The 20,202-nt window shown below is 63.3% G+C and carries 20 protein-coding genes; 13 read left to right on the top strand and 7 right to left on the bottom strand.

All coding sequences use genetic code 11. The annotated features are described in order from the left end of the window. Nucleotides 1-10 precede the first annotated feature (10 nt). The 4 genes from AC0L2A_RS31065 to AC0L2A_RS31050 form a co-directional block, all read right to left on the bottom strand. On the bottom strand, nt 11-670 hold the full coding sequence (locus AC0L2A_RS31065; protein WP_473515431.1) for a GntR family transcriptional regulator: 660 nt from the start codon (nt 668-670) through the stop codon (nt 11-13). Nucleotides 671-693: 23 nt separating this feature from the next. Continuing rightward, the gene (locus tag AC0L2A_RS31060) at nt 694-1,578 is read right to left on the bottom strand and encodes a dihydrodipicolinate synthase family protein (RefSeq protein WP_473612051.1); all 885 of its coding nucleotides are present in this window, start codon (nt 1,576-1,578) and stop codon (nt 694-696) included. 149 nt (nt 1,579-1,727) lie between these two features. Next, nucleotides 1,728-3,014 (bottom strand): D-tagatose-bisphosphate aldolase, class II, non-catalytic subunit, encoded by a 1,287-nt coding sequence (locus AC0L2A_RS31055; RefSeq protein ID WP_473612050.1) that lies wholly within the window; start codon nt 3,012-3,014, stop codon nt 1,728-1,730. After that, nucleotides 3,011-3,955 carry a sugar kinase gene (locus AC0L2A_RS31050; RefSeq protein ID WP_473612048.1) on the bottom strand — a complete coding sequence of 315 codons (945 nt, stop codon included), beginning with the start codon at nt 3,953-3,955 and terminating at the stop codon, nt 3,011-3,013. The genes AC0L2A_RS31055 and AC0L2A_RS31050 overlap by 4 nt, the downstream gene beginning before the upstream one ends. A 130-nt stretch (nt 3,956-4,085) precedes the next feature. Here AC0L2A_RS31050 and AC0L2A_RS31045 point away from each other — a divergent pair, with 130 nt between their 5' ends. Next, nucleotides 4,086-5,108 carry a LacI family DNA-binding transcriptional regulator gene (locus AC0L2A_RS31045; RefSeq protein WP_473612047.1) on the top strand — a complete coding sequence of 341 codons (1,023 nt, stop codon included), beginning with the start codon at nt 4,086-4,088 and terminating at the stop codon, nt 5,106-5,108. On the opposite strand, the gene AC0L2A_RS31040 is transcribed toward AC0L2A_RS31045, so the two are convergent. From AC0L2A_RS31040 to AC0L2A_RS31030, 3 genes are all read right to left on the bottom strand, one after another. Beyond that, complete coding sequence (locus AC0L2A_RS31040) at nt 5,096-6,073, bottom strand: alpha/beta hydrolase (RefSeq protein WP_473612046.1); 978 nt, start codon at nt 6,071-6,073, stop codon at nt 5,096-5,098. The genes AC0L2A_RS31045 and AC0L2A_RS31040 overlap by 13 nt on opposite strands. Before the next feature lie 16 nt (nt 6,074-6,089). After that, entirely contained in the window at nt 6,090-7,238 is a 1,149-nt protein-coding gene (locus AC0L2A_RS31035) for a Gfo/Idh/MocA family protein (protein WP_473612044.1), read from the bottom strand. 256 nt (nt 7,239-7,494) lie between these two features. Then, complete coding sequence (locus AC0L2A_RS31030) at nt 7,495-8,256, bottom strand: DeoR/GlpR family DNA-binding transcription regulator (RefSeq protein ID WP_023797150.1); 762 nt, start codon at nt 8,254-8,256, stop codon at nt 7,495-7,497. A 158-nt stretch (nt 8,257-8,414) separates the two neighbouring features. Here AC0L2A_RS31030 and AC0L2A_RS31025 point away from each other — a divergent pair, with 158 nt between their 5' ends. From AC0L2A_RS31025 to AC0L2A_RS30970, 12 genes are all read left to right on the top strand, one after another. Next, the gene (locus AC0L2A_RS31025; RefSeq protein ID WP_023797149.1) at nt 8,415-9,215 is read left to right on the top strand and encodes a beta/alpha barrel domain-containing protein; all 801 of its coding nucleotides are present in this window, start codon (nt 8,415-8,417) and stop codon (nt 9,213-9,215) included. A gap of 3 nt (nt 9,216-9,218) precedes the next feature. Continuing rightward, on the top strand, nt 9,219-10,169 hold the full coding sequence (locus AC0L2A_RS31020) for a PfkB family carbohydrate kinase (RefSeq protein WP_473612043.1): 951 nt from the start codon (nt 9,219-9,221) through the stop codon (nt 10,167-10,169). A gap of 90 nt (nt 10,170-10,259) precedes the next feature. Beyond that, nucleotides 10,260-11,405 (top strand): ABC transporter ATP-binding protein, encoded by a 1,146-nt coding sequence (locus tag AC0L2A_RS31015; protein WP_473612042.1) that lies wholly within the window; start codon nt 10,260-10,262, stop codon nt 11,403-11,405. Between the two features lie 114 nt (nt 11,406-11,519). Beyond that, complete coding sequence (locus AC0L2A_RS31010; RefSeq protein ID WP_473612040.1) at nt 11,520-12,767, top strand: ABC transporter substrate-binding protein; 1,248 nt, start codon at nt 11,520-11,522, stop codon at nt 12,765-12,767. A gap of 139 nt (nt 12,768-12,906) precedes the next feature. Beyond that, a complete protein-coding gene (locus tag AC0L2A_RS31005; protein ID WP_473612039.1) occupies nt 12,907-13,803 on the top strand; it encodes a carbohydrate ABC transporter permease in 897 nt (298 codons plus the stop codon). Nucleotides 13,804-13,808: 5 nt separating this feature from the next. After that, nucleotides 13,809-14,651 (top strand): carbohydrate ABC transporter permease, encoded by an 843-nt coding sequence (locus AC0L2A_RS31000; RefSeq protein WP_473612038.1) that lies wholly within the window; start codon nt 13,809-13,811, stop codon nt 14,649-14,651. Nucleotides 14,652-14,833: 182 nt separating this feature from the next. Then, nucleotides 14,834-15,649, top strand: coding sequence for a sugar phosphate isomerase/epimerase family protein (locus AC0L2A_RS30995; protein WP_473612036.1), 816 nt, complete (start codon nt 14,834-14,836; stop codon nt 15,647-15,649). A gap of 10 nt (nt 15,650-15,659) precedes the next feature. Beyond that, nucleotides 15,660-16,736, top strand: coding sequence for a Gfo/Idh/MocA family protein (locus tag AC0L2A_RS30990; protein ID WP_473612035.1), 1,077 nt, complete (start codon nt 15,660-15,662; stop codon nt 16,734-16,736). After that, nucleotides 16,736-17,554, top strand: coding sequence for a sugar phosphate isomerase/epimerase family protein (locus AC0L2A_RS30985; protein ID WP_473612034.1), 819 nt, complete (start codon nt 16,736-16,738; stop codon nt 17,552-17,554). The genes AC0L2A_RS30990 and AC0L2A_RS30985 overlap by 1 nt, the downstream gene beginning before the upstream one ends. Then, entirely contained in the window at nt 17,554-18,387 is an 834-nt protein-coding gene (locus tag AC0L2A_RS30980) for an alpha/beta fold hydrolase (RefSeq protein WP_473612032.1), read from the top strand. Before AC0L2A_RS30985 ends, AC0L2A_RS30980 begins: the two co-directional genes overlap by 1 nt. Next, on the top strand, nt 18,384-19,106 hold the full coding sequence (locus tag AC0L2A_RS30975) for a ribulose-phosphate 3-epimerase (RefSeq protein WP_473612031.1): 723 nt from the start codon (nt 18,384-18,386) through the stop codon (nt 19,104-19,106). The genes AC0L2A_RS30980 and AC0L2A_RS30975 overlap by 4 nt, the downstream gene beginning before the upstream one ends. After that, nucleotides 19,106-20,086: an ROK family protein gene (locus AC0L2A_RS30970; RefSeq protein ID WP_473612030.1), complete on the top strand. Its 981-nt coding sequence runs from the start codon at nt 19,106-19,108 to the stop codon at nt 20,084-20,086. Before AC0L2A_RS30975 ends, AC0L2A_RS30970 begins: the two co-directional genes overlap by 1 nt. Nucleotides 20,087-20,202: the final 116 nt, after the last annotated feature.

Below are 20,202 nucleotides of genomic sequence, written 5' to 3'. Positions count from 1 at the left end.
CCATACGTCCTCAGATCTGGAGCGCCAACCGGCGCGCATTGTCGATATGCCGGCTGATCGCCTCGACCGCCTTTTGCGGATCGCGGCTCTCGAGCGCTTCGATCACCGTCAGGTGCTCCTGCATCACCGGCACGACGCGCCCATCGATGCGGAAACGCTCCTGGTGGATCAGTCTGATCTTTACCGAATTGACCAGATACGCCTTGGCGATGATCTCGTTGCCCAGCGCATCGATGAAGGTGTCGTGCATGGCCCAATCGATGTTCTGGGCCTTGGCTTCCATTTCCGGCGTCGGCGTCTGCGACAAGGCTTGAGCCAGCATGTCCTCATGTTCGCGCCGCAGGCCGGCGAGCACGGCGTCGGAGGCGTTGACGGTGAACAGCGCCACCGCCTCACGCTCCATGAACAGGCGAAACTGGAAGGCCTCGCGGATCAGGTTGATGTCGATATGGGCGATCTGCATGCCGCGCTGCGGGATGGTCGTCAAAAGCCCCTCGGCCTCGAGACGCGGCACGATCTCACGGATGGCGCCTAGCGGCAGCCCGGTAAAGGCAACCAGTTCGCGCTGCGACACGAACTGTCCCGGCTTGAGATCGCGGGCCAGCAAATGCCGCGTGAAGCTGGCATAAGCTCTTTCCCTGAGGGTTGCCGGTTCGCTGCTGTCGTCCATTTCAGCGCGCTTCCCTTTGCCGGTCAGGCCGGCTCTGTCGCAAACAGCCTGTCGTAGGCGGCAGCAAGCTCTTGCCGCCCCTGCGAACCGATCGGCTCCAGCGGCGGACGGACCGCCAGCCAGCGCTCGTCCCCGGTTTTGCGCGCCACCATGGCCTTCACCGCCGGGATGACCGAATATTTAAGCAATTCGAGCACGAAGCTCTCGACACGGGCATCGTCGCGCCCATCCTCGGCCATGGCGCGGATTTCGCCGGTGACGAAATTGGCCATGCCGGAAATGGCGCCCTGCCCGCCCTGGCGCACGCTTCTGGCCAGGTGCCGCTCGTCGCCGATCAGGATCACCATGTCGCCATGGGCTCTTAGCAGCGCCTCGCTGTAACTCCAGTCGCCACCCGAATCCTTGACACCGGCGATCACGCCGGGGAAGGCCGCACACAGCCGACCGATCAGGGTAAGCGGGAGCGGCACCATGGTGACAGAGGGGATGTTGTAGAGGAGGATGCCGCGAGCCAGCGGCCCGAGCGCAGCGAAGACGGCAGAAAACCATCCGAACAGCCCGTCCTCGCCGACATTCTTGAAGTAGCTCGGCGGAGCCAGCAGGATGTTGCGGACGCCGCATTGCAAGGCATGCCGCGCCTGTTCAGCGGCGTCTTCGACCGCATCGACCAGCACGCCGGCAACGAGCCGATGTGCCGGAATGCCGGCGGCCAGCATGGCCTCGGTAACAATCCGCCGCTCTGCCGTGCCCACGGAGGCGCCTTCCCCGGTGGTGCCGAAGAGCGTGGCGCTGCTGCAGCCGGCGCCAAGGCAGGCCCGGGCCTGCGTGACCATGGGAAGGATGGCGATTTGCCCGGACGCATCGAAAGGCGTGGCGAGAGCAACCGAAAGACCAAAGCGCGAGACCACTATTTTCTCCAGATGTCGGCGTGCAATCAGTACTAGCACGCTAACATGTTAGTTGTAAATTGCGGCGACCACCTTTTCGAAACGGCGTCGACATGGACGAATATATGAGGCGGATTTGGGCGGCTGCCGTCTTTCCGGCAGCGCAATCCCTACTGTCCCGTCGCGTCCGCGTAGATATCGAGGACACGGGTGATGCTGCCGATCAGAAGCTCGTGAGCGACGGGCTTGACCCGGCGTGCGGCAACCTCGGCGTCGAGCTGCCCCAGATACTGGCTGATCAGCGGCCGGGGGATATCCTTCTCGCTCAGCACGTCCAGCAGCGCCTGCATTGCGCGCTGCGCCTCCGGCGTCGGCCAGTAATAGCGGATGCGGTCGCTGAACGAGAAATGCCGCTGCGCGCGCTGCTCGTCCGGCGTGCCCGGATAGTATTGCTGCCAATTGTCCGGCGACGCCAGCATGATGCGTTCCATCGCGGCAGGCAGGCTTTCGCGCGAAGTGTCAGGCGCGAGGATATCGGCGATATGGCTGAGCCCATACAGCGCTTGGCGAAGCGCGAAGGTCAGCCAGGGGCCGACCTTGAGGATGGCAAAACCGTCGCGAACGAGAGCATTGAGCGCTTCGGCCGGCTGGTAGTCGGTCGAATGCGCCTCAAACACGACCTTTGGCATACGGTCGAGCACAGCTACCAGTTCAGTCGCCTTGGCGGGTGCATAGGGCATGATCTCGGTGTTGCCGAATTCGACGCCGGGCTGGACGACGGCGCCGACCGCACGGCCAAAAGCGGCTTCGAGGCCGGCACGGGAAAACGCTCGCTCGTGGATTTCTACGGTGCGCAAGGCATCTGCGGGCGCCGTCACATGCAGGTGGTCGAGCGCCTCCAGCGCCCCGCCCGGCACCGGCACTTCGGTGCCGATGACGTAGACCGGTTTTTCGCCGCCTGCCCGCTCGACCGCCGCCTCGGCGATTTCAGCAAGTTCGGCCGCACGCGCGGCGATCGTTTCATCAGCGAGCACGGCTGGATCGTCGGCGCAGGCCATGCTCGTATCCAGATGCATCTTGGTGAAGCCGGCGCTCGCATAGGCATCGATCATCGCCGCAGCCTTCTTCATCGCGGCGGCGGCAGCCATGTGCTTCCAGGGATTCGGCCCGAGATGATCGCCGCCGAGGATCAGGCGATCGACGGGGAAGCCGACTTTGTGCGCTTGCGCCTCGACGAAGCTGCGGAACCCCGCAGGTGTCATCCCGGTGTAGCCGCCGTCGTGGTTGACCTGGTTGCAGGTGGCCTCGATCAGCACATCCGCGCGCCGCGCCGCACCGTGGCGCAGGGCAGCCTCGATGACCAGCGGATGCGCCGAGCAGACCGAGGCGATGCCGCTTCTCTCGCCCGCGGCGCGCCTCGCCGCAATGTTCGCAAACCTTCGCGTCGCGCCACTCACTGCGTGTTCCCCGTGGCGATGAAGGCCTCGACCGCTTCAAGCGGGAAAATGCCTTCCATCGGCCCCTTGCGGGTGACGGCAAGCGCACCGCAGGCATTGGCGATCCGCAGCGCGTCGGCAGGAGCCGCCCCGCGCAGCCAGAACGAGACGAAAGCAGCACCGAAGCAGTCGCCCGCACCGGTCGGATCGACCTCGTCGACGGCAAAGCCGGACGAGGCGACCGCACCGTGATGATCATGATAAACGGCGCCGGCGGCGCCTTTCTTCAGGACGATGCAGGACAGGCCACGGGCCAGCAGTTCGTCGACTGCACCCTCCTCGTCCCTGGCGGACGAAAACAGGAAGAGCTCCTCGCCGCTCGGCAGGAAGATGTCGGTTCGCGCCAGCACTTGGTCGAGTGCTTCGCGCATGCCGGATGCCTGCATTATCTCGCGGCGGATGTTCGGATCGAAGGACACGGTTCCACCTCTGGCCTTGACCGTCTCGATCGCCGATAGCGCCACCGCGATGGCGCGGTCGGAAAACAGCGACGAGCCCATGACATGGACATGATCGGCACCGGCGAGCAGCTTTGTCGCCGCCGCGTTTGTCTCGATCAGGCCGGCGGCGCTGTTGCGGATGTTGAAGACGAAATGCCGGCTCGCGTCGGCCCGGTAGGTGACGAAGGCCGTGCCCGTCGCATGGCCCGTGTGAACCGCGATCGCCGACACGTCGGCGCCCAGTGCCCGCAGCCGATCGATGTTCAGCCTGCCGAAATCGTCGTCGCCGACGGCGCCGATGAGGCCGGCCGGCTGGCCGAGCGCCGCCGCCTGGCCGATGAAGATCGCGGGCGCGCCCGACGGGTAGGGCCCAAGCAGCGGACCAGGCTCGAGAAAGCTCTGACCGATCCGCTCGGCCATGATCTCGACCAGAATCTCGCCGGCACCGACCAGCTTCTTCATCTCGCGCAATCCCTCGAATTCGCCTACTGCAAGTGAATACGGCTTGTGCTTTTTCGCGTCAATTAATAAATTTACGCATGGAAACTATACAATTTTACTGTAAAGTTTCGCCTTGCATTCGGGGGCTTTGATGTCGATGACGCACAAGACGATGGAGGATTTTGCTCGCTCTTGTGGTGTCTCCAGGCCGACACTGTCGAAATATTTCGACGATCCGAGCAGCGTCAAGCCGGCGACACGTCAGCGGATCGAAGTGGCGCTGCGCTCGTCCGACTACCAGCCCAATCTGTTTGCACGCAACCTCAACCGCAAGCGGACCCGCAGCATCGGCATTGTCGTGCCGACGCTCGCCGATCCCTTCTATTCGGAAATGGTGAGCCGCATCGAACTCAGGCTGCGCGACGAAGGCTACTGGCCGATCGTGATCTCCTCGCACGGCTCGCGCGAGCTCGAAGTGGAAGCGACGCGAACCATTCTTTCGCTAAAAGTTTCCGGCGCGCTGATCGCGCCGCTCGGCCGACGCTCCGACGAGCGCACGCTGGAGAAGCTGACACAGACCATACCGATCGTCTATTTCGACACTTATCTCGAGGGCGACACGCCATTCGTCGGCAACAACAACAGCCAGAGCGTCTCGACCATCGTCGATTATCTCTGCCGCTCCGGCGATGCTCCGGTCTATTTCGATATCCCGCACGTCAACCACAATTCGCGCGAGCGCCTGAACAGCTATGTCGGCGCCATGCAGCGGCTCGGGCATGAGCCGGTGCTCATCGGCACCCCTTATGACTACAGCTGGGATTTCGAACGGATCGGCTATGAGCAGATGGAAGCGATGCTCGTCCGTGGCGGCCTGCCGGGCAAGACCATTCTGTGCGCCAACGACCGCCTCGCCTTCGGCGTGATGGCTGCCGCCTACTCGCAAGGCCGCAAGGTCGGACGCAAGGGCGATTGCGACCTGCGGGTCGCAGCCCATGACGACCATCCGCTGAGCCGCTACACCTGTCCTGCCCTCACCACCATGGCGCAGGACTTCGCTTCCATGGCCGGACGCAGCGTCGAGACGCTGCTGGCCTTGCTTGACGAGGACGACGCGGCAGTTGCCCCCAGGGTCAGTCTCGACGCAACGCTGGTCATGCGTCAGTCGGCCTGAGCGTTTCCAAACACAGGATCGAAGCCGCGCCATGCGGCAACTGCCGCGCCGACCGCTTGCCGCGCCGCCGGACCATGGCGGCCCATCGAAACGAAGCCGTGGATCTGGCCGGGCCAGCGCCGCAGGACGACCGGCACCTCGTCATCTTCCAGACGCTTCGCGTAGGCCTCGGCTTCGTCGGCGAGGATATCATGGCCGGCGATTGCGACAAAAGCCGGCGCTGCGCCGGCAAGGCTTGCGGCCTTGAGCGGCGACACGCGCCAGTCATCAATCTCGCCAGCATGGTTGATATAGTGGTCGCGGAACCAGGCCATGGTCGCCGAAGTCAGGCCATAACCGTCGGCAAAGCGGCGATAGCTGTCCGCCGCCTGCGAGGCGTCCGTGTTCGGATAGAACAGCAGCTGCGCCGCCGGCGGCTTCTCGTCGCCGCGCGCAAGCAGGCAAAGGACGGTAGCGAGATTGCCGCCGGCACTGTCGCCGGCGACAGCGATCCGTTCGGCGTCGATGCCGAGATCGCCCGCGCCGTCCTGCATGAAGGAAAGTACGGCGCGGCAATCTTCGATGGCCGCCGGAAATTTGTGTTCCGGCGCCAGCCGGTAGTCGGGAGAGACGACGACGCAGGCCGCCATATTCGCAAGCCAGCGGCAGATCTCGTCATGCGACTCGAGATTGCCGATCACCCAGCCGCCGCCATGCAGATAGAGCAGCGCCGGGGCAGCGGCTCCGACCGCGCCCTGTCCGCGATAGATTCTGAGCGTCAACGGGCCGCCGGGTCCGGTGATGGTGCGCTCGGTCAATGAGCCGACCGGCTCGCGTTCGCCCTGGAGTGCCGGAAAGCCCTCCTCATAGGCGCGGCGCGCCTCTTCAGGCGTGCCGGCTTCGAATGGCGGGGCGGCCGCCTGCCGGTCAAGGTCGAGCACATGCCGGGCCTCCGGATCGAGCAAGGGTGAAAGCAATGTCGTCATCGTAAGCCCTCCGATATCAGACGAGCAGGCTCGCCGCTTCGGCGTCCTGGAAGAGCGGCGGCTGATCGACCGTTGCGTTGACGGCGACGGACTCGCGGCTCTCACCCGAAGCGAGGATCGCCTCCATGATTTCCAGCACATGAAGCGCAAGATCGCCGGACGCCCGCGGCTTTCTTCCTGTTGTCAGCGCGCGCGAAAGATCGGCAACGCCGAGCATGCGGTAATTCGCGCGGTCTGGCGCGGCGAAGGGCCAATTGCGCGCGCCATAGAGTTCGCTCTCACTGTGGAAGTCGGCCCAGTCGGCCCCTCGTTCCGACAGCGAGACGGTGCCGCCGAACGTATCCGGATCGGGCAGCCTGAGCGAGCCTTCCGTCCCATGCAGCTCGATCGGGTGGTTGGAGTGCCTGAAGACATCCCACGAGGCGCCGAAGGTGACGGTGGCGCCTGAGCGGAACTCCAGCAGCGACAGGATGTTGGTCGGTGTGCCGACCTTGAAGCTGGTGTTCCGGTAGGGGCCTTCGGCGGTGATCAGCCGCTCCTCCTGGCCCCGCGTCGCCATCGCCATCACGCGGGCCACCGGCCCGAGCAAATTGACCAGCATCGTCAGGTAGTAGGGACCCATGTCGAAGACCGGTCCGCCGCCGGGCTGATAATAGAATTGCGGATTGGGATGCCAGTGCTCCATGCCGCGCCCCATCATGAAAGCGGTGCCGGTCACCGGCCGGCCGAGCGCACCCTCGTCCATGAGGCGGCGTGCCCGCCGTCCGGCGGCGCCAAGGAAGGTGTCCGGGGCCGAGCCCAGCAGCAGCCCGCGCTCCGCCGCCTCGGCGACAAGCCGCCTGCCATCCTTGGCCGAGGTCGCCAGCGGCTTTTCGGTGAAGACGTGCTTTCCCGCCGAAAGCGCCGAAAGCGAAATATCGAAATGCGCCGCCGGTATCGTCAAGTTGAGGACAAGGTCGATGTTCGGGTCGGCCAAAAGCGCGTCGACGCCGAGCGCGCGGATGCCATATTCCTTGGCACGCAGCGCAGCCATATCGGCCGAAATGTCGGCGCAGGCGCTGAGCTCGACCCCATCGAACAAAGCCGCGTTGCGCAGATAGGTCATCGAGATGTTGCCGCAGCCGATGACGCCAATGCCAAGCTTTGTCTTTGATCTCCCGTGCATTTTAGATCGTACCTCCCAACGCGGTGATGGTCTGCCTCAGCCGTTGCGTCCAACGGATCACATTCGAAAACCGCTTTACAGCATTTTAAATGTTGACGCGCGTAAAATTATTATAGAACATGCGAAAATGATGGCGCAACATTGGAGGCCGCCAGCCTTGAGGAGGAGAACATGACTGACGGCCAACAGCCGATGCGAAGCCCGTGGGTCATGCGCGCATTGGATCTTTCCGTCGCGGTCAGGGACCGAGATGGGTTCAGGCATAGATCACCTTGGCTCCGGTCATCTCAAGCTGGCTGCGTATTGGACCGGGCAGGCCATCGTCGGTGATCACCACATCGACGGCCGACAGCGAAAATGCCTTGGAGGTCCCGCTGACGCCCCATTTGCTCGAATCGGCGAGGAGGACAACGCGCCGGGCCATGCGAACGAGGTTTCGCTTCGTTCGCGCCATGTCTTCGTTCACGTCGACCACATCCAGTGACGAGTCTATCGCATGCGCTCCAACAAAGACCTGATGCGCTACCAAGCCGCCGAGAGCCGTATCGGCATCGGTGATCAGCGTGCTCACCGTGTCGGGATAGACCCGGCCGCCGATCATATGAACGTCGAGCCCGGGACGATGCATAAGATGCTGCACGATATTCATGGCCGTGGCCGCGACCACGACATTGCTGAGCGGCGGTAACTGCATGGCAACCTGCATCAATGTCGAGCCGCCGTCGAAGATGACCGATTGGTTGTCCTCGAACAGGTCTAGCGCCGCCCGGGCGATGCGCTTCTTTGCGTCGAGGTTCGTTTGCATCCGCCGGGCGAACGCGGCCGTAGTCGAATCGGTGGTCCGGGTCACCGCCCCTCCACGGGTCTTGGTCAGTAGTCCCTTGCGGTCAAGTATCTCGAGGTCGGAACGCACCGTGACCTCCGACACGCCAAACCCGTCTGACAGGTCCTTCGTGCGCACCTGTCCGCTGCGCTGCACCTCACCCAGGATCGATTGGCGTCTCTGCTCCGACAACATTGCCCTGCCCTTCCCTGCGCCAAGCAACCGCTCTGGCCTCGGTTCAGCTTACCAAAAATATGCAAATTCGAAAGCTTTCGAAAGATTGTATTTCTTGTTTCTTTCGGAAACGCTGGGCCCAGGATTTTGAAATCAAACGATTGGGGAATTTTGCACTCATGAGCCTAGGAACCAAGGTGCGTCTTGCGCGCCTCTTCTCGCATCCATCGGGGAAACTTTTTGGCGGCGCGGTCGACCACTTCGTCGGCTATGGCGACGTGCGCAAAGGCGGCCTTGCCGACCTGCCGGGTGCGCTCGCACGCGTCATGGTGGGCAAACCCGACTACGTCAGCATCCAGCCTGGCACCGCGCGCCATCTGTGGCCGCAATATGCGGGCAAAGCTTCCCTGGTGATTCAGGCGGGCTGCTTCACTCCGGACGATCGCATCAGCGAGTTGATCGCAACGCCCGAGGATGCGGTGCGCGCGGGGGCCGATGCGTTGGCCGTGGCCATTCCGGTACGCGGCGCGACCGAGGGCAAATACATACGCTGGCTGACCGATTCGGTAAATGCAGCGGCCCGCTACGGCATGCCTGTGGTGGCGCATATCTACCCTCGCGATTTCACCGACGGAGCAAAAATCGTCTTCACCCCCGACGAGATCGCCTATGCGGCGCGCATCGGCTACGAGTCCGGCGTCGACGTGATCAAGATCGGCTACACGGGCGATTTCGAGTCGTTCCGAGAGACCGTCCGGACCTGCCCGGTGCCGGTTGTGATCGCGGGCGGTCCAAAGACCGATACGCTGCTCGGCGCGCTTCAGCAGACGGCGGACGCCATCCGTGCCGGCGCACGCGGCGCCGTGGTAGGCCGCAATCTTTGGGGGCATGGCGATCCGGAGAAGGCAGCGCTTGCCTTTCGGGGCGTCATCCATGACGGCCTTTCGGCGCAAGACGCCCTGGCGAAGGCGGGTGCCTGAACGATGCCCACCGTCCCCGCGATCCTCGGCTTCGGCGCTATTGCGATTGACGACATCGTCTACGTCGATCAGCCGTTGTCGGCGGGCAAGGGGAAGGTTCTGCAAAGTGCCCGCGCTTTCGGGGGAAATGTTGCGACGGCGCTGGCCGCCGTCGTGCGACTCGGCGGAACCGCCGGGTTCGCCGGATGGCTGGGCAGTGCCGCGGACGACGCCGTGCTGCGCGATCTCGTTGCGAGCGGTGTTGAAACCGCATTCGCGCCGCGCCACCCCGACGCGCGCCCGGTGCGCTCGCGGATCACCGTCGGCTCGGACGGGGAACGGTTCATCGCGTATGACGACGATGCGATGCTGGGCACCGCTCCGGATTTTCCGGACGATATCCTCAGCCGCGCGACCGTCCTGATCGTCGATAGCTACGCGATCCGGTCCCTGGATGTCGTGGCTCGGGCTCGCGATCTCGGCCTTGCGATCCTCGGCGATATCGAATGGAGCAGCGGCCCAGCCACGGAGCGGCTGATCGCGCTCTGCGACCATCTCATTCTTCCACTCGGCTTTGCGCGGACTGCCACGGGGTGCCTATCGCCCGCCGAGATGCTCGATACATTGTGGTTGCCGTCGCGGTCCGCAGTGGTTCTGACCGACGGTGGCAGGGGCGTGTACTATCGCGGGCGTGAAGAGACAGGTCTCTGGCACCTGCCCCCGCACAGGATTGTGGTCGTCGACTCGACCGGTGCGGGTGACTGCTTTCATGGCGCCTATGCCCATGCGTTGACGCGCGGAGCCGGCACCGCAGGCCGGGTGGCATTCGCGGCCGCGGCGGCAGCCCTTTCGATAACGGGCCGTGGCGGGCGCGAGGCGCTTCCGACCGACGACCAGGTTACGGAACTCCTGGCATCGACGAACGCGCCGTCAGCAGTCGAACTGAAAAAAACGCATGTCAATACTGGAACATAGCTAGAAACTATACGATGAAATATTTCGCAGGTGAACATGCTCCGAGGATGGTTATAAAAATCAGCGGCTTATACTTGCGGAGGGAGGAATATGGCAGAAGTCATTCTTGAGAATATCTGCAAAACCTACGGTAACAATTTTCGCGCAATCGACCAGTTGAACCTATCGGTCGAGGACGGCGAGTTCTTGATTCTCGTCGGGCCGTCCGGCTGCGGCAAATCCACCGCGTTGCGAATGATCGCGGGATTGGAGGACATCACCAGTGGCAGCCTTCGGATCGGCGGAGTCGACGTCGTCGACATGCCGCCCAAGGACCGCGACATCGCGATGGTCTTCCAAAGCTACGCGCTCTACCCGCATATGACGGTGTTCGAAAACATCGCCTTTTCGATGCGGCTGGCAGGCAAGCCGAAGGCCGAGCGCAAGAAGCGCGTGGACGAGATCGCCAGAACCCTTCAGCTGACGTCTTTGCTGGACAGCAAACCCGCGAACCTTTCAGGCGGACAGCGTCAACGGGTTGCCATGGGCCGCGCCATGGTGCGCGAGCCGGCCGCCTTTCTCATGGACGAACCCCTTTCCAATCTGGACGCGAAACTGCGCGTGCAAATGCGCGCCGAAATCACCAGTCTGCAAAAGCAGCTCGGCGTAACGACCATATACGTGACCCACGATCAAATCGAAGCGATGACGATGGGGGACAGGGTCGCGGTGTTGAAAGGCGGCGTGCTGCAGCAGGTCGATACACCCAAGAGGCTCTATGAATCGCCGGTGAACGCCTTCGTTGCCGGCTTCATCGGCTCCCCTTCGATGAACCTTTTCGAGGCGACCCTGACGGGCGACGAACTGATGTCCGGCACCTTCGCCATCCGGTTGCAGGAGGCAGCCTTCGTGCGCAGGCCGGGCTTGAGGTCGTTTGCGGGGCGCAAGGTCGTGTTCGGCATACGACCGGAGGATCTTTATGACAGCAGCCTCGAATCCGGTCGCAAGTATCAGACGATACCGGCCAAGGTGACCTCGATCGAAGAACTCGGATCCGAACATATTGTCCATCTGAACATCGACGCGGTCCGGGTGGACTCCGGCGATCCGGACGCGGTGGACGATTTTGGCCTGGCATCGAACGCGGTGGCGAGATTCGAGCCGATCAGCGCCGTCCACTCCGGCTCGGAAATCCGGTTGGCCGTGGATGATGCCAAGTTCCATTTCTTCGATCCCGAGACGCATCTGGCGATCTGAAGATCTGCGGCAGACCGCAGGCGAGAGCGAGGCGCCTGCGAAACGCAAGAAGGCTTCTGAGTAGAGCAGACGATCGTCCGCATTGTGCGGTCGATCTTAAAGAAGGAGGAGAAAATGATGTTTCGGATACAACCCGCGATGCTGAAAATAGCCGCGGCCGCATGGTTGCTTGGCGCAACCGGCGCCATGGCGGACACGACGCTGGAATTCACCCAATGGTGGGAGCCCGAATTGCCGGCCGGCACGCTCAGGGCAATCATGAATGACTTCGAGGCTGCAAACCCCGGAATCAAGGTGACGCTGGTCAGCGGCCCCTATGCGACCACGCGAGACCAGATCTCGGTTGGTGCTGCAACTGGAACGCTTAGCGACGTCGTCGGTCTCGACGGCGCCTGGGTGAACAATCTGAACGCGCAGAATGCGCTGGCCGACATGAACCCGATGATGGATGCGAGCGAGTTCGACCAGACGCAGGTCGCGGATATCATCAAGGTGGACGGCAAGGCGGTGATGTTTCCCGTGGCTTCGTTCGTCTATCCGGTCTTCGTGAACATGGATCTCGCCGCCCAGGCAGGCGTGACCAAGCTGCCGTCGACCCGCGCGGAGTTTCTCGAAGCCGCCAAGAAGATGACCCATGCCGACAAGAACCAGTATGGCTGGGTGCTGCCCTTGTCGCTGCAAACGCCGTCCGGTGTCCAGAACGACCTGATGTCGTGGGTCTGGGCCTCGGGTCAATCGATGATGGCTGACGGCAAGCCGGCTCTCGAGGGCAAGCCGGTCGTCGATATGCTCACCTTCGTCAAATCGCTGAACGACGCCGGCGTCATTTCGCCCGGCATTGCCACCAAGACCGAGCAGGAAAAGGTCGAGGAATTCGTGAACAATCGGGTCGGAATGATGATCGACTCGCTCGCGCATGTGAACCTCATTCGCAAACGCAATCCCAAGCTGAACTTCGACCTCATCGCCGTCCCGGTCGTGGAGAATTACAACGGCAAGCGCGGCCTTCCCTACGCCTCCTGGGGCATCGGCATCTCTGCGGCCTCAAAACATCAGGAGGAAGCCTGGAAGCTCGTCCAATATCTAATGAGTGAAAAGGTGAACGCCAAGCTCGTGACGCTTGCGAACGCCTTCCCGGGCAACGTCAATGCCAAGCCCGATTTCGTGACCTCGGACAAGGCTTTCGCCAAGGCTTTCGAAATCTTCAAGACCGGCTATCTCGCCAACGAGTTCACGGGTCTGCCGGTGGCTGAAGACCTGATGACCCAGTTCGACGTGGAAGCCCAGAAGATGCTCGCCGGCGAGCAGTCTCCGGAAGAAGCCGCAGCCAACGCTCAAAAGGGCTGGATGGCGAAATTCTGAGCGACCTGTTCCCCGTTGCTATCTTCCACCGGGTAGCCTGACTTAGGGCAGGCCACCCGTCAACAACGGATCGGCAATTTGAGATGGACCTCTTTCCGAAGCGCACCTTCCTCTTGAAGGCACATCCCAAGGGTGGCACATGACTCGGCAGAAGCGCTCCCACCATCGACTGAAACGAGCGGTCGCACCCTATCTCTATCTGTCACCCTCGCTCCTCATCATCGGCCTTCTGATGCTACTGCCGATGGTGACGGTGATTGGCTATTCGTTCCAGAACAGCGCGGTGCTGCGTCGCGACCCATCCTTTGCCGGACTGAAACACTACCACGCGATCTTTGCCGATCCGGTGTTCTGGGCCTCGCTGTGGCACACGCTCTACTTCACCTGCATGAGTGTCATCTTCCATATGACCATCGGCATGGTCTTCGCACTCATGCTGAACAGCGACCGCATCAATCCGACGCTGCGCAACATTCTGCGCGTGCTCTACATACTGCCTTGGCTGTTCACCGCGGTGATTATCGCCGTGATCTGGCGCCTCCTGCTCGAGCCGAACGGTGTCGTGAACAGCGTTCTCATGCAGATGGGCGTCATCGGTTCCAAGGTCGAGTGGTTTTCCTCGACGGCGACCGCGCTGCACGCCGTCACCTTCGCCAATATCTGGGCGGGCTACCCGCTTTTCATGGTCAGCTTGCTCGCAGGCTTGCAGGGCATTCCCAAGGATTTCTACGAGGCCGCCGATATCGACGGGGCGAAAGCCTACCAGAAGCTGATCTTCATCACCATCCCGCAGCTGATGCCGATCATCATCAGCATCTCACTGCTCGACTTCATCTGGACCATGCAGGTCTTTCCATTGATCTGGATAACGACGGGCGGCGGTCCGATCTACTCGACCGAGGTCCTCAGCACCTACACGTACAAGCTGGCGTTTTCGAGCTACAACCTGTCGCAGGCGTCGGCGAGCGCCGTGGTCATCCTGCTGATCTCTCTCGGCCTGACGCTGTTCTACATCCGCTATCAAAAGGCTCGGTAGTCACCATGAGGAAAAGGCACACACCGAAAGACAGACTGATCACCCTCGCGCTCCATGTCGCGCTTGCCGCAGGGCTCTTTTTCGCGGCCTTCCCGATCTACTGGATGCTGAGCAGCTCGTTCAAGTCGAATACCGAAATCTTTGCCCTGCCACCAACCGTCCTGCCGAAGGCCTTCACGCTGGAAGCGTATGCGGCCATCCTTGGCGACCCGGTAAAGCTGCGCTTCTTCTTCAACAGCTACTTCGTGGCCGGAGCGGTGACCGTGCTGACGGTCCTGATCGCCTTGCTGGCGGCTTATGGGTTCAGCCGTTTCAATTTCCGCGGAAAGGGCAGCCTCAACACACTCATCATCAGCACGCAGACGATTCCGCCGATCACGCTTTTGATCCCCTTCTTCGGGCTTGTCGTCTCGTATGGCATCTTCGACACCTACGTCGCACTGATCCTGACTTACCTGGTGTTTACGCTGCCCTACGCGATCCTGCTGATGACGGGATATCTGAACACCTTGCCCCGCGATCTCGATGAAGCGGTGGCTGTCGACGGCGGCACCAGCTGGACCGCACTCTGGCGGGTGATCGTCCCGATTTCACTGCCTGGTATCGTGGCGACGTCGGTCTACACCTTCCTGTTGTGCTGGAACGAATTTCTCTTTGCGCTGACGCTGACGAAGTCAACGTCCATGCGCACCGTCCCGATCGGCATCCAACTTTTGATGGGGCAGCACGCCTTCGAATGGAACCAGATGATGGCGATGAGCGTGCTGGGCTCGCTACCGCTCTTGCTCATCTACCTCGTTGCCCAGAGGTTCTTCCTCGCAGGCATGACCGCGGGCTCGGTCAAGTAGAATGTCCCTCCCACGGAGAACCGATGGGGAAGGCCGCGCGTCGAAATCGATGGATTGGACCTTCTCTGCTGGCAGGCGATATCGCCGCGGCCTCGGGCGTCTTCATAGCGCCGCTGAATCGTGCTCGTGCTGTTCATCCATCAACAAAGGGCTGACGCAGGGCGGCATCAAGGAATGAAAGTATGAAAGACCTGAAAGTCGGTTGCCAGACCTTCACCTGGGAAATGCTCGGAGACCGGTTTGCCGGTGGTCCCGACGATCTGCTCAAGGCGATCGCCGATGGCGGTTATGCCGGCATCGAGATCACCGACACGATGATCGGCCGCTATGCCGACAGGCCGGTGGAATTCGCCGCGGCGCTGAGATCGGCCGACCTCACCCTTGTTTCTTTCGCCTTCGGCTCGAAGAGCGGCTTTACGCTGAAGGAGAGCATCGGCGCCGACCTTGAGACAGCGAAACGCTGGATCGATTTTGCCGCTGCCTTTCCAGGCGCGCTGGTTTCGATGGGCTCGGCCACCGTCGTGTCCGACGGCCCGCGTGACGACAAGTTTGCCATCGCGGCCGAGGTCTACAACAAGGCCGGCGAACTCGGACGCAGGGCCGGCGTCGACATCGCCGTCCATCCCAGTTCCCACCACAACACGCTGCTGTTCGACCGTGCCGACTACGATCGGATTTTCGAACTGGTCGATCCGTCGCTCGTCGGCTGGGTGCCCGACACCGGACACATCTTGCGCGGCCATCAAGACATGATCGATACGCTCACCACCTACCGCGACCGCATCCGCTACGTGCATCTGAAAGACGTCGACGCCAGCGGCACCTGGGCTATGCTCGGCAAGGGCGTCTGCGACACCCAAGCGGTGATCGATGTCGCCAGCGCCGCACCTCGTTTCAACGGCTGGCTGGTGCTGGAAGAGGAATCCGAGACCGCCGCCGGCGATCCGGCCGCCGCGGTCAAGACCAACCGCCAGACTATGCGCGGCTACGGCGCGTGAGGAAGAGACCATGATCCGGAAGCAAGACCGTCGCCTTCGTGTCGGCGTGCTCGGCTGCGGGCCGATCGCGCAATTCGCGCATCTCGAATCCTGCGTGAAGGCCGGCAACGCCGATCTCTATGCGATCTGCGATGCCGCCCCCGATCTTCTGGCGCGCATGGCCGCGACCTATGAACCCGAAAAAATCTATGGCGATTACGATGAGATGCTCGCCGACCCGCAACTGGAAGCGGTGATCGTGGCGACCTCCGACGCCTATCACGTGCCGATGTCGATCAAGGCGCTCGAGGCCGGCAAGCACGTGCTGTGTGAAAAGCCGATCGGCGTCTCGGTCGAGGAAGGCGAGATGCTCGCCGATGCGGTCCGGCGCTCCGGCAAGGTGCTGCAGGTCGGCCACATGAAGCGCTTCGACCCGGCACTGGAAGCGGCGCGCGATTTCGTCCGCGACGAGATCGGCGAGATCCTGGCGCTAAAAGCCTGGTATTGCGATTCCACGCACCGCTACACCAACACCGACGCGGTCCAGCCGCTGCCGGTCACCAGCAAGCTGGCGCGCAAGCCGGGCGGCAATCCGAAGGCCGATCTCAGGCAGTATTTCATGCTCGCGCACGGCTCGCACCTTGTCGACACCGCGCGCTTCCTGTGCGGCGAGATCGTTGCCGTGCGTGCCCGGCTCAACGAGCGTTTCGGCGCCTATTGCTGGTTCGTCGAAACCGAATTCGCCAATGGCGCGCTCGGCCACCTTGACCTCACCGTGGCTGTCCGCATGGACTGGCACGAGGGTTTTCAGCTCCATGGCGAAAACGGCTCGGTGATCGCGAAGACCTTCAATCCCTGGTATTTCCGGGCGAGTGAGGTCGATATCTTTCACGAGAAGGATGCAACGTCGCGAAGGCCGCTCGGCGCGGACGGGCATTTCTTCAGGCGCCAGCTCGAAGGCCTCGCCGACACAATCCTTGACGGCAAGCCGATGCGCGGCGCCAACGTCGAGGACGGCCTTGCCTCGATCCGCGCCATGGTGGCGATCGCCCGTTCGGTCGAAACCGGTGATCGCGTCGAGATCGCCTCCGTAACGGGAGCGGTCTGATGCAGATCGGGGTGTTCGCCAAGACGTTCCCGGGCAGCGAGCCGGCTGGCGTGCTGGCAGCGGTCCGCGACGCTGGATTTGCCGTCACCCAGTTCAACCTTGCCTGCGCCGGGCTGCCGTCGATGCCGGAGGCGGTGCAAAAAGACGCCAATGATGCCATCGCGGCCGCATCGAAGGCCTGCAGTGTCGCCCTGGCAGCGCTCTCGGGAACCTACAACATGGCCCATCCCGCCAAAGCTGTGCGCGACGACGGCCTGCGCCGGCTTGGCGTGGTCATCAAGACCGCGGCAGAGCTTTCCGTTCCGCTGGTCACCTTGTGCACGGGAACGCGCAACGCGGACGATCAGTGGGCATACCATCCCGACAATAGCGAGCCCTCGGCATGGGACGACATGGCGGGCGAGATGGAAAAGGCGTTGCTGCTCGCGGAGCGTCACGGCGTTGATCTTGGCATCGAACCCGAACAGGCCAACATCGTCACCTCGGCCTCGGACGCGATGCGCCTGATCGCCGAGATGGGCTCGACACGGCTGCGCGTCGTGCTCGATCCGGCCAACCTGTTCGAGCAGGCGAGCCCGGCCGAGGCACGCGACATCGTCGCAGCCGCCGTCGAACGCACCGCGGGCCACGTCGCCATGGCCCACGCCAAGGACCGTTTCGCTGACGGCCGATTCGCTACAGCCGGCCGGGGTATCGTCGACTTTGCGGATTTCGTCGCCAGGCTGAAAGCATCGGGCTTTGATGGGGCGCTGGTCACGCATGCCCTCTCGGCCGAAGAGGCCCCCGGCGTTGCCCGCTTCCTCAAAGGGCTGGTGTGATGGCGCGCCTGGCCACGCTGCTTCGCGATGACGCCACGCTTCGGATTTCCGATAGTGGCGACGGCATTGCGGTCATCTTTCAGCATGGGCTGGGCGGTGGCGACGCGCAGGTTGCCCAAGCCTTCCCTTCCGGGCCGGGCTTGCGGCGCATCACGCTGGAATGCCGCGGACACGGCGCCTCCGGACTGGGCAGCCACCGGCCGTTTTCCCTGGAGATGTTCGCGGACGATGTTGTTGCCGCCGCCGATCAGGCCGGTCTCGACCGTTTCGTCGCCGGCGGCATTTCGATGGGCGCCGCAATCGCCATGCGCCTGGCCTGCCGTCATCCGGACCGCGTCGCTGGTCTTCTCCTGGTGCGGCCGGCCTGGATTTTCGACAGCGCGCCGGTGAACCTGCGGCCGATCGCCGAGGTTGCCAGGCTCATCCTGGACCACGGGCCCGACAAGGCGAGGGCGATCTTCGCGCAATCGGAAACCGCCGCGCGCCTGCAGCGTGAAGCACCCGACAATTTTGCCTCGCTGTTCGGCTATTTCGACCGGCCGGACGCCGCGCCATTCGCGCAGGTCCTCGCCGACATTGCCGCCGACGGCCCGGGTGTTTCGGCGCGTGACGCCGCGGTGCTTGGCATTCCGACGCTGGTCATCGGCAATGCGATGGATGCGGTGCATCCGCTCTCGGCGGCCCTAACGCTCGCCGCAGCCATTCCCGGCGCGACCTTTGCCGAAATCCATCCCAAGGCGCTCGACAGCGTCAGGCATTTCGCCGAGTTGCAGGCCGAGATCACGACCTTCCTTCACACCCACTCGAATTTTCGGAGCCTCATTCCGTCATGACGACCAAAACCCTGTCCGGTCCCGCCGCCATCGCCGCCCTGCCGCGCAACCGGCTGCTCGGCGAGTTTTCGCTGTGGTCGGCCGATCTTGCCAATATGGAGCGCGACCTGAAGCGCATAGAACCTCATGTCGACCTCCACCACATCGATGTCGCAGACGCCCGCTTCACCCCCGGCTTCCTGTTCTTCCCGGATCTGGTAGCGCGGATCGCCGGGCTGACGGCAAGGCCTATCCATGTTCACCTGATGGTCGAAGCGGAGATCGTCGAGGAGCAGGCGCGCCAGTTCATCGAGGCCGGTGCCGACCTGGTCAGTGTCCACGCCGAAAACGGCGAAGCCGGCCTGCGCGCCGTGCGGCTGGCGCATGCGCTCGGCGCCGAGGCCGGCGTGGTGCTCAGGCTGGAAACGCCGGTGGCCGCGGTCACGCCTTTCCTGTCGCAAGTGGCGTTTGTGACGCTTCTCGGCACATCCATCGGCGTCAAGGGCCAGAGCCTTTCCGAGCAGGCCTGCCCACGTTTGATCGAAGCGCGCGCACTGATGAGAAAAGCCGGTCGCGAGACCGACATCATCCTGGCTGCCGACGGCGGCATCCGCCACGAGACGGTGCCGCGCCTGCGCGCCTCTGGCGCCGAGACGGTGGTGCTCGGATCGCTGGCGTTCGGCGACCCCGACCTTGCGCAGCGCATTCGCTGGCTGCATGGGCTGAAGGTCGCCGCCTGATGACAAGACTGGCCCTCGCCTTCGATCTCGGCGGAACGGAGCTGCGCGGCGCGCTGGTCGAGAGCGACGGCGGCGTTGTCGCGCAGGTCTCGGCGCCGACGATGGCGATTGCGGGATCGGATGCGGTGATCGGCCAGATCATCGCACTGGCCGGGGCTCTTCTGACACAGCGCCCACAGGCGGAGGTCGCCGGGATCGGCATCGGCGCGCCGGGACCGCTCGATCCCAAGGCCGGTATCGTGATCGCGCCGCCGACGCTGGCCGGCTGGCACGACGTGCCGTTGATCGACATTCTTGGCAAGCATTTCGGCCTGCCGGTGCGGCTGGAAAACGACGCTAACGCGGCCGCTCTTGGCGAATGGCGCTTCGGCGCCGGCCAAGGTACCGGATCCCTCGTGTTCGTCACCGTATCGACCGGCATTGGTGGCGGCGTCGTCGCCGACGGCCACATCTATCACGGCCGGCGCGGGCTTGCCGCCGAGATCGGCCACATGACCATCACCGGCGAGGGCGACCGCTGCTTCTGCGGCGCCGTCGGCTGTTTCGAGGCGGTCGCCTCCGGTACCGCGCTCGGGCGGCGTGCCACGGCGCTGACCGCGCCGGGCGACGGCTCCCTGCTTAGGCGCCTTTCGGCTGACGGCGACGTTTCGGCCAGGCAGGTCGTCGAAGCCGCACGTGCCGGCGATATCAGCGCGCTCGAATTGATCGAGGCTGAGGCGAAGTGGCTCGGCATCGGCTTCACCAATCTGCTTCACCTCTATTCGCCGGATCTGATCGTCATGGGCGGCGGCCTCGCCAACGGTTTCGACCTGTTGGCTCCGACCATCAGGGCAACCGTCGAGCAGCGGGCGATGCCGGCCTACAGGGATGTACCGATCGTGCCGGCGCGGCTTGGCGACCGCGCAGGACTGATCGGCGCGGCCAGCCTGATCCTGTGGGAAGGCGAACCGGGCGCGCCGTTGGCGATGGCGACCTGCTGATCGATGGCGTTCGCGCCAACGACAGATGCCGGCGGGACAGCGCCCCCCTCTGTCCTGCCGGACATCTCCCCCACACGGGGGGAGATTGGCAGCTTCACCGACAACGCCCTTTCTTT

It is taken from the genome of Mesorhizobium sp. WSM4844 (genome assembly GCF_055811775.1).
The sequence above is the reverse complement of the archived record's forward strand: the minus strand, read 5'-3'. Positions and strand labels throughout refer to the sequence as shown.